This window comes from Saccharothrix lopnurensis, from assembly GCF_042658445.1.
Lineage (GTDB): Bacteria > Actinomycetota > Actinomycetes > Mycobacteriales > Pseudonocardiaceae > Actinosynnema > Actinosynnema lopnurensis.
The window spans coordinates 112169-125956 of the sequence record NZ_JBHSQO010000005.1 but is presented as its reverse complement, the minus strand read 5'-3'; the positions used below and the strand labels follow the sequence as shown (position 1 = coordinate 125956).

General features: G+C 73.0%; 14 protein-coding genes, 1 pseudogene and 2 riboswitches. Of the genes and pseudogenes, 4 read left to right on the top strand and 11 right to left on the bottom strand.

Features of this window, described 5'->3' with window-relative positions; all coding sequences use genetic code 11:
* Positions 1 to 25: 25 nt before the first annotated feature.
* From ACFP3R_RS07225 to ACFP3R_RS07215, 3 genes and pseudogenes are all read right to left on the bottom strand, one after another.
* Positions 26 to 691, bottom strand: a pseudogene (locus tag ACFP3R_RS07225) (DUF899 domain-containing protein); the annotation flags it as partial.
* Between the two features lie 25 nt (positions 692 to 716).
* Entirely contained in the window at positions 717 to 1064 is a 348-nt protein-coding gene (locus ACFP3R_RS07220) for an ArsR/SmtB family transcription factor (RefSeq protein WP_380633995.1), read from the bottom strand.
* On the bottom strand, positions 1054 to 1485 hold the full coding sequence (locus ACFP3R_RS07215) for an SRPBCC domain-containing protein (RefSeq protein WP_380633993.1): 432 nt from the start codon (positions 1483 to 1485) through the stop codon (positions 1054 to 1056). Before ACFP3R_RS07215 ends, ACFP3R_RS07220 begins: the two co-directional genes overlap by 11 nt.
* 173 nt (positions 1486 to 1658) lie before the next feature.
* On the opposite strand from ACFP3R_RS07215, the gene ACFP3R_RS07210 reads away from it, so the two are divergent.
* Positions 1659 to 2339, top strand: coding sequence for a COG4315 family predicted lipoprotein (locus ACFP3R_RS07210; RefSeq protein ID WP_380633992.1), 681 nt, complete (start codon positions 1659 to 1661; stop codon positions 2337 to 2339).
* A gap of 96 nt (positions 2340 to 2435) precedes the next feature.
* On the opposite strand, the gene glyA is transcribed toward ACFP3R_RS07210, so the two are convergent.
* From glyA to ACFP3R_RS07170, 8 genes are all read right to left on the bottom strand, one after another.
* On the bottom strand, positions 2436 to 3701 hold the full coding sequence (gene glyA / locus ACFP3R_RS07205; RefSeq protein WP_380633990.1) for a serine hydroxymethyltransferase: 1266 nt from the start codon (positions 3699 to 3701) through the stop codon (positions 2436 to 2438).
* Between the two features lie 16 nt (positions 3702 to 3717).
* Positions 3718 to 4818 (bottom strand): glycine cleavage system aminomethyltransferase GcvT, encoded by a 1101-nt coding sequence (gene gcvT, locus ACFP3R_RS07200; protein ID WP_380633989.1) that lies wholly within the window; start codon positions 4816 to 4818, stop codon positions 3718 to 3720.
* A 111-nt stretch (positions 4819 to 4929) separates the two neighbouring features.
* Positions 4930 to 5020: riboswitch (glycine riboswitch) on the bottom strand.
* A gap of 1 nt (position 5021) precedes the next feature.
* Positions 5022 to 5113: riboswitch (glycine riboswitch) on the bottom strand.
* A gap of 62 nt (positions 5114 to 5175) precedes the next feature.
* On the bottom strand, positions 5176 to 5478 hold the full coding sequence (locus ACFP3R_RS07195) for a DUF3817 domain-containing protein (protein ID WP_380633987.1): 303 nt from the start codon (positions 5476 to 5478) through the stop codon (positions 5176 to 5178).
* A gap of 15 nt (positions 5479 to 5493) precedes the next feature.
* Entirely contained in the window at positions 5494 to 5880 is a 387-nt protein-coding gene (locus ACFP3R_RS07190) for a hypothetical protein (protein ID WP_380633986.1), read from the bottom strand.
* Positions 5881 to 6102: 222 nt separating this feature from the next.
* Positions 6103 to 6588: a helix-turn-helix transcriptional regulator gene (locus ACFP3R_RS07185; protein ID WP_380633984.1), complete on the bottom strand. Its 486-nt coding sequence runs from the start codon at positions 6586 to 6588 to the stop codon at positions 6103 to 6105.
* Positions 6589 to 6777: 189 nt separating this feature from the next.
* Positions 6778 to 6939, bottom strand: a complete 162-nt coding sequence (locus ACFP3R_RS07180) for a hypothetical protein (RefSeq protein ID WP_380633983.1) — start codon at positions 6937 to 6939, stop codon at positions 6778 to 6780.
* 688 nt (positions 6940 to 7627) lie between these two features.
* Entirely contained in the window at positions 7628 to 8758 is a 1131-nt protein-coding gene (locus ACFP3R_RS07175) for a CaiB/BaiF CoA transferase family protein (protein WP_380633982.1), read from the bottom strand.
* Entirely contained in the window at positions 8759 to 9907 is a 1149-nt protein-coding gene (locus tag ACFP3R_RS07170) for an acyl-CoA dehydrogenase family protein (protein ID WP_380633980.1), read from the bottom strand. It lies immediately after the preceding gene.
* A 113-nt stretch (positions 9908 to 10020) separates the two neighbouring features.
* Between ACFP3R_RS07170 and ACFP3R_RS07165 the strand changes: the two genes are divergently transcribed.
* From ACFP3R_RS07165 to ACFP3R_RS07155, 3 genes are read left to right on the top strand one after another with little or no spacing between them, the layout of a single operon-like run.
* The gene (locus ACFP3R_RS07165; protein WP_380633979.1) at positions 10021 to 10464 is read left to right on the top strand and encodes a GNAT family N-acetyltransferase; all 444 of its coding nucleotides are present in this window, start codon (positions 10021 to 10023) and stop codon (positions 10462 to 10464) included.
* Positions 10465 to 10520: 56 nt separating this feature from the next.
* Positions 10521 to 11723, top strand: a complete 1203-nt coding sequence (locus tag ACFP3R_RS07160; protein ID WP_380633977.1) for an acetyl-CoA C-acetyltransferase — start codon at positions 10521 to 10523, stop codon at positions 11721 to 11723.
* On the top strand, positions 11724 to 13787 hold the full coding sequence (locus ACFP3R_RS07155; protein WP_380633976.1) for a 3-hydroxyacyl-CoA dehydrogenase NAD-binding domain-containing protein: 2064 nt from the start codon (positions 11724 to 11726) through the stop codon (positions 13785 to 13787). It abuts the gene before it with no gap.
* The last annotated feature ends 1 nt before the right edge of the window (position 13788 follow it).

The following is a 13788-nucleotide window of genomic DNA, read 5'->3' as shown; positions in this document are numbered from 1 at the left end:
CGGCCCGGTGTCGGCGGCGGACGGGGCGGGCCTCGTACTCGTCGTGCCGGTTCCACCACTCGTAGGGCGGGCCCTGCGGGTAGCCCTCGGGCGAGTCCTCCCACCGCTCCTGCCGCCCGAGCGCGGTCAGGTCGAGGTAGCTCCAGGTGCCGCCCATCGGCTCGTCGCCGCGGTTGTTGACGAAGTAGGTGCGGAACACGCGGTCGCCCTCGCGGATGAACGCGTTGGTGCCGTGCCACTCAGCCACGCCGAAGTCGGCGTCGAACCCGTCGGTCGTGGTGTGCCAGGGCATCGTCCAGCCCATGCGCGCCTTCAGCCGCCCGATGTCCGGCTGCGGCGCGCGGGAGGCGAAGACGAGGGTGGTGTCCCGGGCGTTGAGGTGGGCGACGTGGGCGACCTGGTCCGCGACCAGCGAGCAGCCCGGACAGGCGCGGTCCGGCCAGCCGGACACGCCGGGCTCGAAGAACGCGCGGTAGACGATCAGCTGGCGGCGGCCCTCGAACAGGTCGAGGAGGGTCCGCGGGCCGTGCGCCGTGTCGAACGAGTAGTCCCGCTCGACCGCCGGCCACGGCATCCGCCGGCGCTCGGCGGCCAGCGCGTCGCGGGCGCGGGTGAGTTCCTTCTCCCGCACCAGGAGCGCCTGGCGCGCGGCCTCCCACTCCGCCGGCGGGACGATCGGTGGTGTCCTCATCCTGTGCTCGCTCTCGGGTCGGTGGTCACGGGTCGGTCCGGGTGGACCGGTCGAGGTGGTCCTCCAGCGCGCCGAGCGGTCCGTCCCAGTCGCGGGCCAGCGCGGCCAGGAACTGCTGGGCCACGCGCATGGGCGCCGAGCGCAGCCGGTAGCGGACCCGGCGCCGCTCCCCCGGCTCGGCCGTCACCAGGCCGGCCTCGGTCAGCAGGGCCAGGTGCTTGGCGATCGCCTGCCTGGTGATGGGCAGGCGGGCCGCCAGGTCCGTGGCCGTGGCGGGTCCGCGGGCGGCCAGCTCGGCCAGGATCCCGCGCCGGCTCGGGTCGGCCAGCGCGGTGAACACCTGCTCGGCGATCGCCTCGGCGTCAGGCCGCATCGAGGTGGGCGACCAGCTCGCCCAGCTCGTTCGTCCAGCCCTCCACGTGGCTGTCGTACGCCTTGCCGTGGTCGTCCTCCGCCAGCTGGGCGAACCCGGCCTCGACCACGAGCAGCCGCGTGCCGCCGGGGATCGGTTCGAGCCGGAACTCGACGCAGGTGCGACGGGGGTCGTCCGCAGGCAGCCCGGAGACCGGCCAGGTGAACGCGAACACCGACGGCTCCTCGACCCGCTCCACGCGCAGCTCGCACCGGGGGCCGCCCTCCCACGACATCCGGATCACCCCGCCCTCGCGCAGGTCGACCGTCGCCTCCTCGCCGAACCAGCCGCTCAACCCCTCGGCGGTGGTCAGCGCGGCCCACACCTCGCGCGGCGGGTGGGCCAGTTCGAGCGTGCGTTCGATGCGGTCGGGAAAGCCCACGACAACCTCCAGTTGCAACTGTTCGGTTGCGACACTATGGCAACCGTCTGGTTGCGTCAACGGCGTCGTCCCGGCCGGCACCCGACCCCTGGATTCCGCCCCGACCTGAACCGGGGCCGTGACCGGGCCGTAATCGTCGTTGGAGCGATCGACGGACCGAGGAGGAGTTGAGTGTGATCCAACGAAACCGCGTCGCCATCGCCGTCGCGGCCGGCCTGGTGGCCGTGCTCGCGCTGGTCGTGTGGACGTCCAACACCACCGTGCTGCGGGGCACCACCGTGGCGCAGACCGAACTGGTGGACGCCGGGGCGCAGGACGGGTACGAGGCGCCGCTGGCCCCCGCCACCAGCGAGGAGGCCGTCCCGGACGAGGAGGACGCAGCCGAGGAGGACGCGGCCGAGGACGCCCCGGTCGAGGAGGCGGCGTCGGCGCCGGAGGCCCAGGCCGCGCCCGCCGGTCCGCGGATCACCCTGGTCGGCAAGAGCGTGCCGCGCATGGGCGATGTCGTGCAGGACGGCGACGGCCGCACGCTGTACCGGTTCGACAAGGACACGCCGGACCCGGCGAAGTCCAACTGCGAGGGCCAGTGCGCGGTCACCTGGCCGCCGCTGCTGACCAACGGCGACGAGCCGCAGCTCCGTGGCGTCGACCCGGAGCTGGTGTCGACGGTCGAGCGCGCCGACGGTTCCGAGCAGGTCACCCTGGACGGCTGGCCGCTCTACACCTACGCCAAGGACGAGGCGCCGGGCCAGTGGAAGGGCCAGGGCGTCGGCGGCACGTGGTTCGTGGTGCAGCCCAACGGCAAGCGGAACGTCGAGTGCCTGCCGCCGGGGGTGACCGCACCGGCCGCGTGAGGTCCACCGCGGAACGCCCTGATCCCCCGGCTGGGGTTGGCCGGGGGATCAGGGCGTTGCGTGGCGGGCGCCGGGGTCAGGGGACGCGGACCGCCCTCACAGGTTCGGGTACAGCGGGTGCTTGGCCGCCAGCACGTCCACGCGCGCCCGCAGCTCCGCCAGGTCCGGCGACGGCTGGAGGGCGGCCGCGACGACGTCGGCCACCTCGGTGAAGTCCGCCGCGCCGAAACCGCGCGTGGCCAGGGCGGGCGTGCCGATGCGCAGGCCGGAGGTGACCATCGGCGGGCGGGGGTCGTTCGGCACCGCGTTGCGGTTGACCGTGATGCCGACCTCGTGCAGCCGGTCCTCCGCCTGCTTGCCGTCCAGTTCGGACGCCACCAGGTCGACCAGCACCAGGTGCACGTCCGTGCCGCCGGTGAGCACCTTCACCCCGGCCGCGGCCGCGTCGGGCCGCGACAGGCGCTCGGCGAGGATCTTCGCGCCCTCGACCGTGCGGCGCTGGCGGTCGACGAACTCCGGCGACGCGGCGTGCTTGAACGCCACCGCCTTGCCCGCGATCACGTGCTCCAGCGGGCCGCCCTGCTGGCCCGGGAACACCGCCGAGTTGATCTTCTTGGCGAGGTCGGCCTCGTTGGTCAGGATCACGCCGCCGCGCGGGCCGCCCAGCGTCTTGTGCGTGGTGGTGGTCACCACGTGCGCGTGCGGCACCGGGCTGGGGTGCAGGCCCGCCGCCACCAGGCCGGCGAAGTGCGCCATGTCCACCATCAGGTAGGCGCCGACCTCGTCGGCGATGCGGCGGAACTCCGCGAAGTCCAACTGGCGCGGGTAGGCCGACCAGCCGGCCACGATCAGCTTCGGCCGGTGCTCCAGGGCCAGCCGCTCGACCTCGGCCATGTCGACCCGGCCGTCGGACTCGGCCACGTGGTAGGGCACGACGTGGTAGAGCTTGCCGGAGAAGTTGATCCGCATGCCGTGGGTCAGGTGGCCGCCGTGCGCCAGGTCCAGGCCCAGGATCGTGTCGCCGGGCTGGAGCAGGGCGAACATCGCGCACGCGTTGGCCTGCGCGCCCGAGTGCGGCTGCACGTTGGCGAAGCCCGCGCCGAACAGCTCCTTGACCCGCTCGATGGCCAGCCGCTCGACGACGTCGACGTTCTCGCAGCCGCCGTAGTAGCGGCGGCCCGGGTAGCCCTCGGCGTACTTGTTGGTCAGCACCGACCCCTGCGCCTGGAGCACCGACACCGGCGTGAAGTTCTCGGAGGCGATCATCTCCAGCGTGCTCTGCTGCCGGTGCAGCTCGGCGGCCACCGCGTTCGCGACCTCCGGGTCGAACTCCGCGAGGGACGTGGTGAAGTGCTCGGACATGTGGATCTTTCTCCTGTCAGCTGGTGCGCTTGTAGAACGGCAGGGCGACGACCTCCACCGGCTCGTGCCTGCCCCGGACGTCGACGAACAGCGGCGTGCCCGGCCGGGTGTGGTCGACGGCCACGTAGGCCATCGCCACCGAGTAGCCCAGCGTCGGCGACAGGGCGCCGCTGGTGACCTCGCCGACCGGGTCGCCCGCCGCGTCCAGCACCGGGTACCCGTGCCTCGGCGCGCGGCGCGAGGTGGTCTTCAGGCCGACCAGGGCGGTGTCCGCGCCCCGCTCTGCGGCGGCGGCCAGCGCCTCGCGGCCGACGAAGTCGCCCGGCTTGTCGAGCTTGACCACCCGGCCCAGGTTCGCGTGGAACGGGGTGCGGCCCCGGCCCAGCTCGTTGCCGTAGAGCGGCATCCCCGCCTCCAGGCGCAGGGTGTCGCGGCAGCCCAGGCCGGCGGGCCGCAGGTCGTGCGGCGCGCCCGCCTCCAGCAGCGCCCGCCACACGGGTGCGGCGTCGTCGGGGGCGGTGAACAGCTCGAAGCCGTCCTCGCCGGTGTAGCCGGTGCGGGCGAGCAGCACGGGCCGGCCCGCCACCTCGGTCCGGTAGGAGGCGTAGTACTTGACCGTCGACAGGTCGGTGGGGGTGAGGCCGGCGAGGATCGCGGTGGAGTTCGGGCCCTGCACGGCCAGCAGGGCGTAGTCCGCGGACCGGTCCTCGACGGTGGTGTCGAAGCCCGCGGCGCGCTCGACCAGCGCCCCGTGCACGACGGCCGCGTTGGAGGCGTTGGCCACGACCAGGTACTCCTGCTCGCCCAGGCGGTAGACGATCAGGTCGTCGACCACGCCGCCGTCGGCCTCGCAGATCATCGTGTAGCGGGCGCGGCCGACGCCGATCGCGGAGGCGTGCCCGACCAGGGCGTGGTCCAGCGCGGCGCCCGCCCCGGGCCCGGTGAGCACGATCTCGCCCATGTGGGTCAGGTCGAACAGGCCCGCCGACGTGCGCACGGCGTGGTGCTCGGCCAGCTCGCTGTCGTAGCGCAGCGGCATCCGCCAGCCCGCGAAGTCGGTGAACATGGCGCCCAGCGCCTCGTGCTCGGCGTGCAGCGGCGTGCGGCGGCTTTCCATCGGGCGGGGTCCTCCCTGGGTGCGGACATGCCGGTAGCGCCGACCGGTCGGGTCGGCGGGGCACGGGTGAAGGATGGCACGGTCCACCGGAGACTCCTCGTCGAGTGAGCCTCCCCCTCTGTCATGAGCCTGAGAGCTTCGCCGCCGTGGGGCGGCTTGCACCGTGGGCGAGGCGCGCAGGGGCGCCTGCTTTCCAGAGTTGCCTACGTCGGCGGTAGCTGTGCCTGAGAGATTCCGGGGAGGAGTTGCTCCTTCGGCGCCCCGGCTTGCCCGGGGACTCTCCCGCTCGACGTCGATGGCCGTGTTCAGTTGGTACCGCCAGACGCTAGGCGGGCCCGGGGGTCCGGTCAACCCTGGTCACAGGGCCTTGCCGGTCCGGACGCCCTCCACGACCCTGCGCTCGGCGTAGAACGACACGAACGGGATCGTGCCGGCGAGCAGCACCAGGGCCGTGCCCTTGATCGACCAGCGGGCCTTGAGCGCCAGGTCGACGGTCAGCACCAGGTAGACCGCGTAGAGGAAGCCGTGCACCGGGCCGACGACCCGCATCATGGTCTCGGAGTCGCCCACGTACTTGGCGAACATGGCGGCCACGAGCAGCAGCAGGCCGACACCGACCACGTAAGCCATGAACCGGAACCTGGTCAACGCGCCGTCCATCGCCCTACCCCTGCCTCACCGCTGGTCCCGCGCGTGCAACTCGGCGAGCATCCGGTTGTAGGCCGCCAGCTCGTCGTCCTGGTCTTCGCGCGCTCTCCTGACGGGCCCAACCGTAACGACCCGCTCCACCGGCTCCGCCACCGGCTCCTCGGGTCGGCCGTCGGTCGGCGAACCGGCCGCCTCCGCCTTGCGCCGGGCGTCCAGCTTGCGGATGCGCCACACCATGAAGGCGGGGAAGAGGCCGAACAGGGGCCACTGGAAGACGTAGCCGAGGTTCTGGAACGTGCCGCCGGCCCGGGAGAACCGCTCCCACTGCCAGTAGGCGAGACCGCAGCACACGATCAGGGAGGCCACGCAGACCAGCGCGATGGCGACTCGCTTGGGGGTGATGAGGCCCGGCACGCCTCCAGGGTACTTCGCCCGCCGGACCGGGTCGGCGGTCGGGTTTGCCGGTCTTGCCGGAGTCACCCGCGCACGGGTCGGTGGGGCCGGGGCCGGGTTTTCCGGACCGGGGATCCGGTTGCGGATCCCGGTCGGGTTCTCGGGCGAGGGCTCCTCCCACAGGAGCCCGTCCCTCGGGCGTGGGCTCCCTGACCACAGGAGCCCGTCCCTTCTTCGATCGGACTAGGCGACGCCGTCCCGGCGTTGCCTCTGCAACCTGGCCACGCACCAGGCCGCCGCACTCCCCCGACGCAGGTGCTGGAGCACCGTCATCGGCCCGAGCCGACGACCGAGGTCGGCGGGCGAGAGCCCGGCCGCCCGGTAGTCCAGAGCGCGCTGGTCCAGCGGGCTGATGCCCGCGTCCCACCACTGCTCCGCCTCGGACAGGTCGCCCACCAGCTGCCAGTAGCTGGCCGCGGCCGCGAGCAGGGCCTCGGGCACCTCGGGCGCCCGCTTCCGCATCGCCGCCACGTAGGCGGGGTCCGCGGACTCGACCCGCACCAGGCCCCGGGGACCACCACTCGCCCGCTGCACGGGGATTCCCGGAGAGGGCGGGGCTTCCGCGAGCCACGCGTCCTTGATCCGGTTCACCTCCTGCATCTCGGCGTCGTCCGAGCGCTCAGCCGCCCACTGCCTCAGCAGCTCGTCGACTCCGGAGTCCTCGACCATTCTGCCTCCTCGTCGGTCGAAGATCAGCCAATGCAGCGCACCGTATTAGCGGGTACCGACAACCGCTAGACCCCGGTTTGTCAAAAACCCTGTTACCAGCGCGTTATAGCCCTCATTCCACCCGTACGGTCCAACGAAGAGGCCCTGATGTCACCGACCGTCACCGCATTGAGCGGACCGGCCGGGGGGCTAGGCGAAGAGGCTGCGGACGAAGGTGATGATCGACTCTGCGCCCTGCTCAAGCCACCCGAGGCCGGTGCGCACACCTTCGGCCGACTCGTTCGGCTGGGTGATCAGGAGGAACAGCACCAGCGCGACCGCCGCCAGCGTCAGCACCTTCTTGACGTTCACTGATCGGTCTCCGTCCGTTCACAAGGCAGGGCCGGCAGGTGCCGTGCCCGTCGCGTCACCCGACATGGTCCCCCATTCACCCGGATGACGAACCTCCAACCCACCGGCATCCCCCGACCGGCAGGCTCGGCGACCACACAACCGCACCCTCACCCCGTCTGGTGTCACCCGAACGGACGATCAAGGGGACCAGCGGTCCTGCCGATCACCTAGGTATCGGGCACTCGCCCACCCCCTGGCACGAACCCCGGAGTTGAGCGACACCATCACGTCCGTAGTGCTCCTCACCTGTTTGCGGCGGCTCACGCACCGAGCGTGACAAAGGCCGATGGCGGCCGCCGCTATTTTCATCACCTCTTCAGGTGATTTTTTGCGCCCATTCACGATCACCGGACCGACCGGAACGACCGGATTACCCGGAACGACGCGGACGGGACCCGGTAACCGGGGCCACCCCACGGGGCGAACCCCACCGCGAGGTGGTGTGAGGCGAGCGGGCGAGGGCCACCGAAGGCTCAGCTCAGCCGGGACGCCCGGGTCGGCACGCCCCTCACTCCGCCGAACCACCCGGCACCTCGGCACCTCGGCAGGCCGTCGACCACCCGCGCGCCGAGCACCCGGCACCTCGGCAGGCCGTCGAAGGCCCCGGGCTCCGCCGAACCACCCGGCCGCCGAACCACCCGGCACCTCAGCCGACCACCCCGGCCCGCCGCAGCTCGGCCACCTCCTCCGCCGTCAACCCCAGCTCCCCCAGCACCACCCCCGTGTGCTCACCCACCACGGGCGGCGGCGCGGGCACGTCCGCCGGCGTCCGGTCGAACCGCGGCGCGGGCGCGGGCTGCGCCACCCCGCCGACCCGCACGAACGCCCCGCGCTCCGCGTTGTGCCCGTACCCCGGCGCCTCGCCGGGGGCCAGCACCGGCGCCAGGCACGCGTCCGTCCCCTCCGCCAGCGCCGCCCACTCGTCCCGCGTCCGGGTGGCCACCGCCGCCGCGATCCGGGCCCTCAGCGCCGGCCAGTTCGCCGGGTCGTGCCTGCTCGGCACGTCCCCGTCGGCCAGCCCGAGCACCGCCAGCAGTTCGACGTAGAACTTCTCCTCCAGCGCCCCGACGCTGACGTACTTCCCGTCGGCCGCCTCGTACACGTCGTAGAACGGCGCCCCGCCGTCCAGCAGGTTCTCGCCGCGGCCCCCCGGCCACGCCCCCGCCGCCGACATCCCGTGCAGGAACGTGGTCAGCAGCGCCGCACCGTCGACCATCGCCGCGTCCACCACCTGCCCCCGCCCGGACCGGTCCCGCTCGTACACCGCGGCCAGCAGCCCGAGCGCCAGCAGCAGCCCGCCGCCGCCGAAGTCGCCCACCACGTTCAGCGGCACGGTCGGCGGCGCGCCCGCCCGGCCGATCGGCTCCAGCGCCCCGGCCACCGCGATGTAGTTGATGTCGTGCCCCGCCCGGTCGGCCAGCGGACCGGTCTGCCCCCACCCGGTCATCCGCCCGTAGACCAGGCGCGGGTTGCGGGCCAGGCACTGCGCGGGCCCGATGCCCAGCCTCTCCGCCACCCCCGGCCGGAAGCCCTCGACCAGCACGTCCGACCGCGCGACCAGCCGGAGCACCAGGTCGACGCCCTCCGGGCGGCGCAGGTCCACGCCGATCGACCGGCGCCCGCGCCCGAGCACGTCGCCGGGCACCGCCGCGGCGCCGCCGACGCGGTCGACCCTGGTCACGGACGCGCCCAGGTCCGCCAGCACCATGCAGCCGAACGGCGCGGGCGCCAGCCCGGCCAGCTCGACGACCTCCAGCCCCTCCAGCGGCCCGGCCACCTAGAGGGACCTCGCGATGATTTCCTTCATGATCTCGTTCGTCCCGCCGTAGATCTTCTGCACGCGCGCGTCCGCCCACGCGCGCGCGATGGGGTACTCCGTCATGTAGCCGTAGCCGCCGAAGAGCTGGACGCACTCGTCGACCACCCGGCACAGGCGCTCGGTCGACCACCACTTGGCCATCGCCGCCGTGGGCACGTCCAGCCGACCGGCCAGGTGCTCGACCACGCACTCGTCGACGAACGCCCTGGTCACGCGCGCCTCGGTGGCGCACTCGGCCAGCGTGAACCGGGTGTTCTGGAACTTGATCAGCTCCCGCCCGAACGCCGTCCGCTCCTTGACGTAGGCCAGGGTCAGGTCCACCGCCGCCTCGATGCCCGCGACGGAGGCCACCGCGATGATCAGCCGCTCCTGCGGCAGCTGCCGCATGAGCTGGATGAACCCCTGGCCCTCGCCGGTGCCCAGCAGGTTCCCGGCGGGCACCCGGACGTCGTCGAAGAACAGCTCGGCGGTGTCCTGCCCCTTGAGCCCCACCTTGTCGAGCACGCGGCCCCGGCGGAAGCCGGGCGCGGACGCGGTCTCCACGACCAGCAGCGAGATGCCCGTGGCGCCCTGGGAGGGGTCGGTCTTGGCGACCACCACCACCAGGTCGGCCTGCGCGCCGTTGGTGATGAACGTCTTGGAGCCGGTGAGCACGTACTCGTCGCCGCGCCGCAGCGCCCGCGTCCGGATGTTCTGGAGGTCGGACCCGCCGCCGGGCTCGGACATGGCGATCGCGCCCACGTACTCGCCGGAGGCGAGCTTCGGCAGCCACCGGTGCTTCTGCTCCTCGGTGCCGTAGGCGAGGAGGTAGTGCGCGACGATCCCGCTGTGCACGCTGTTGCCCCACGAGCTGTCGCCGGCCCGCGCCTGCTCCTCCAGCAGCACCGCCTCGTGCGCGAAGGTGCCGCCACCGCCGCCGTACTCCTCGGGGATCGACGCGCACATCAGGCCCAGCTCGCCGGCCTTGTGCCAGAACTCCCGGTCGACCTGCTTCTGCGCGGCCCAGCGCTCCTGGTGCGGGACGGCCTCCCTGGCGAAGAACGCGCGGGCCAGCTCGCGCAGCTGGTCCAGGTCCTCGGTCATCCACGGTGAACGGCGAGTCGGCATGGTGTCGACGGTGCCACCGACCGGTCGGGTCCGCCATGACCGGGACCGACCACTCCCTTCGGAAATCGTGAGCGCGATTGTCAGACCGGTGCGCCAGACTGGACGGTGTGAAGGTGAGGCGGCTGACGCCGGAGGACTGGGCCACGTGGCGGGACATCCGGCTCACCGCGCTGCGCAGCGACCCCGCGGCCTTCGGCGCGGCGCTGGCCCACGAGCAGGGCGTGGACGAGGCGTGGTGGCGCGCGTTCCTGGACCCGGCGCGCGGGGTGAAGGTGATCGCGGAGGCACCGGAGCCGGTCGCGCTGGTCGCCGGCGTGCCCCACGAAGACCTCTCGGACGTGTTGTACCTGTACTCGATGTGGGTGAAGCCGGAGTTCCGGGGGCGGGGCGTGGGCGCGGTGCTGGTCGGCGAGGTGCTGGCGTGGGCGCGGGAGCACGGGTGGGCGCGCGTGCGGCTGCGCGTGTTCCGGGGCAACCGGGTGGCGCGCCGGCTGTACGAGCGGCTCGGGTTCGTCGGGAACGGCGACAGCGAGGTCATGGAGTACGAGGTGAGCTAATAAGTCACCTGCCGCGGTCATGGGCCCGCCCCGGCTCGGACCCTACCGTGGGGAGCATGAGCGAAGCCTTGATCTTCGACGCGGTGCGCACACCGCGTGGCCGGGGGAAGCGCGGTTCGCTGCACTCGGTCAAGCCGATCACCCTGGCCTCCGGGGTGCTCGCGGCGCTGGCCCGGCGCAACGACCTGGACACCTCGGCCGTGGACGACGTGGTGTTCGGCGTCGTCTCGCCGGTCGGGGAGCAGGGCGCGGACATCGCGCGCACGGCGGTGCTCGCGGCGGGCTGGGACCTGCGGCCCGCGGGCGTGCAGCTCAACCGGTTCTGCGCCTCGGGCCTGGAGTCGGTGAACCTGGCGGCGGCGAAGGTGGCGTCCGGGTTCGAGGACCTGGTGGTCGCGGGCGGCGTCGAGTCGATGTCGCGGGTGCCGATGGGCTCCGACGGCGGCGCGTGGATGGCCGACCCCGAGACGAACCTGGCCACCCACTTCGTGCCGCAGGGCGTGAGCGCCGACCTGATCGCCACCCTGGAGGGCTTCGGCCGCGAGGACGTGGACGCCTACGCGCTGCGCTCCCACCAGCGCGCGACCCTGGCCCGCGACAAGGGGCACTTCGACCGGTCCCTGGTCCCGGTGGTCGACCGCAACGGCGCGGTGGTCCTCGACCACGACGAGGCGATCCGCCCGGAGACGACGATGGAGGGCCTGGGCAGGCTCAAGCCGTCCTTCGCCTTCCACGGCGACCTGGGCTTCGACGCGGTGGCCATCGACCGCTACCCCGCCGTCGAGCGCATCGAGCACGTCCACACCCCGGGCAACTCGTCGCAGATCGTGGACGGCGCGGCGGCGATGCTGATCGGCAGCGCCCGCACCGGCCGGGAGCTGGGCCTGACGCCGCGCGCGCGGATCACCGCCACGGCCGTGGTCGGCACCGAGCCCACGATCATGCTCACCGGTCCCGCGCCCGCCGCCCGCAAGGCGCTGGAGAAGGCGCGGCTGACCGTCGAGGACATCGACCTGTTCGAGATCAACGAGGCGTTCTCGTCGGTGGTGCTGCGGTTCCAGCGGGAGCTGGACCTGCCCGACGAGAAGGTCAACGTCAACGGCGGCGCGATCGCGCTGGGCCACCCGCTGGGCGCGACCGGCTGCATGATCCTCGGCACCCTGCTCGACGAGCTGGAGCGCCGGGACCTGCGCCGGGGCCTGGCCACGCTGTGCGTGGGCGGCGGCATGGGCATCGCGACGATCATCGAGAGGGTGTAGATGACCATCCACTTCGAGCGCGACGACGAGGGGATCGTCACGCTCACCCTGGACATGCCGGGTTCGGCGAACGTGATGAACGCCGAGTACCACCGGCTGATGGGCGAGGCGGTCGCGCGGCTGGAGGCCGAGCGCGAGGGGATCACCGGGGTCGTGCTGACCTCGGCGAAGAAGACCTTCTTCGCCGGCGGCGACCTCAACGTGCTGGTCCGGATCACCCCGGACAACGCCGCCGAGGCGCTGGGGTTCCTGGAGGACGTCAAGGGCCAGCTGCGGCGCCTGGAGCGGCTGGGCAGGCCGGTCGTGGCGGCGATCAACGGCTCCGCGCTCGGCGGCGGGTTCGAGATCGCGCTGGCCTGCCACCACCGGGTGGCGCTGGACGACGACCGGATCAGGATCGGCCTGCCGGAGGCGACGCTGGGGCTGCTGCCCGGCGCGGGCGGCGTGACGCGCCTGGTGCGGCTGCTGGGCGTGCAGCCGGCGCTGCCGCTGCTGATGGAGGGCAGGCAGCTGCGCCCGGCGCGGGCGCTCCAGGCCGGGATGGTGCACGAGCTGGCGGCCACCCGCGAGGAGCTGGTGGCGAAGGCGCGGGCCTGGATCAGGGCCAACCCGGAGCCCGTGCAGCCGTGGGACGGGCCCGGGTACGCCGTGCCCGACGTGCGGGTGGGCGACCCGGACCTCTACGGGCTGCTGGCCGCCGCGCCCGCCGTGCTGCGGAAGAAGACCCACGGCGTGTTCCCGGCGCCGGAGCGGGTCCTGGCCGCGGCCGTCGAGGGCGCGCTGGTGGACTTCGACACGGCGCTGGTGGTGGAGGCCCGCTACTTCGTCGAGCTGGTCACCGGCCAGGTCGCCAAGAACATGATCAACACCTTCTGGTTCCAGCTCAACGCGATCACCGCGGGCGGCTCCCGCCCGGCCGGGGTCGAGCGGACGGCGGTGACCAGGGTCGGTGTGCTCGGCGCGGGCATGATGGGCGCGGGCATCGCCGAGGTCAGCGCCAAGGCCGGGATCGAGGTCGTGCTCAAGGACGTGACGCTGGAGGCCGCCCGCAGGGGCGCGGGCGACACGCCCGGCATCACCCCCACCGACTCCGACGCCGACCTGGCGGGCTGCGACCTGGTCGTCGAGGCCGTGTTCGAGGACCGGGAGCTGAAGCACCGGGTGCTGCCCGCGGCCGAGGCGTCGGCCCTGCCGGACGCGGTGATCGCGTCGAACACCTCCACGCTGCCGATCACCGGCCTGGCCTCGGCCGTGTCGGACCCGACCAGGTTCATCGGCCTGCACTTCTTCTCGCCGGTGCCGAAGATGCGGCTGGTGGAGATCATCCGCGGCGAGAAGACCTCGGACGAGACGCTGGCCCGCGCGTTCGACTACGTGATCCGGATCGGCAAGACCCCGATCGTGGTCAACGACAGCCGCGGCTTCTACACCTCGCGGACGTTCGGCACCTACGTCACCGAGGCCGTGTCGATGGTGGCCGAGGGCGTGGCGCCGGCGCTGGTCGAGAACGTGGCCCGGCGCGCCGGCATGGCCGTGGGCCCGCTGGCGGTGTCCGACGAGGTCACGCTGACCCTGCCGCTCCGGATCAGGGACCAGACCCTGGCCGACGACCCGGCGAACGCCGGCGCGCTGGGCGACCACCCGGCGTTCGCGGTGCTGGAGGAGCTGGTGGCGGGCGGGCGCACCGGCAAGGCCGGCGGCGCCGGGTTCTACGAGTACCCGGAGGGCGGGAGGAAGTTCCTGTGGCCGGGGCTCCGGCGCTGGGCCGGGGCCGACGCGGGCGTGACCGAGCGGGACGTGGAGGACCGGCTGCTGTTCATCCAGTCGCTGGAGACGATCCGCTGCCTGGACGAGGGCGTGCTGACCTCGGTGGGCGACGCGAACGTGGGCAGCGTCCTCGGGTTCGGCTTCGCCCCGTGGAGCGGCGGCACGGTGCAGTTCGTCAACTCGTACGGGTTGCGCGAGTTCGTGGAGCGGGCGGACTACCTGGCCGACACCTACGGCGAGCGCTTCCGGCCGCCGACGTCGCTGCGCGAGCGCGCGGCGCGCGGCGAGGCGTACTAGG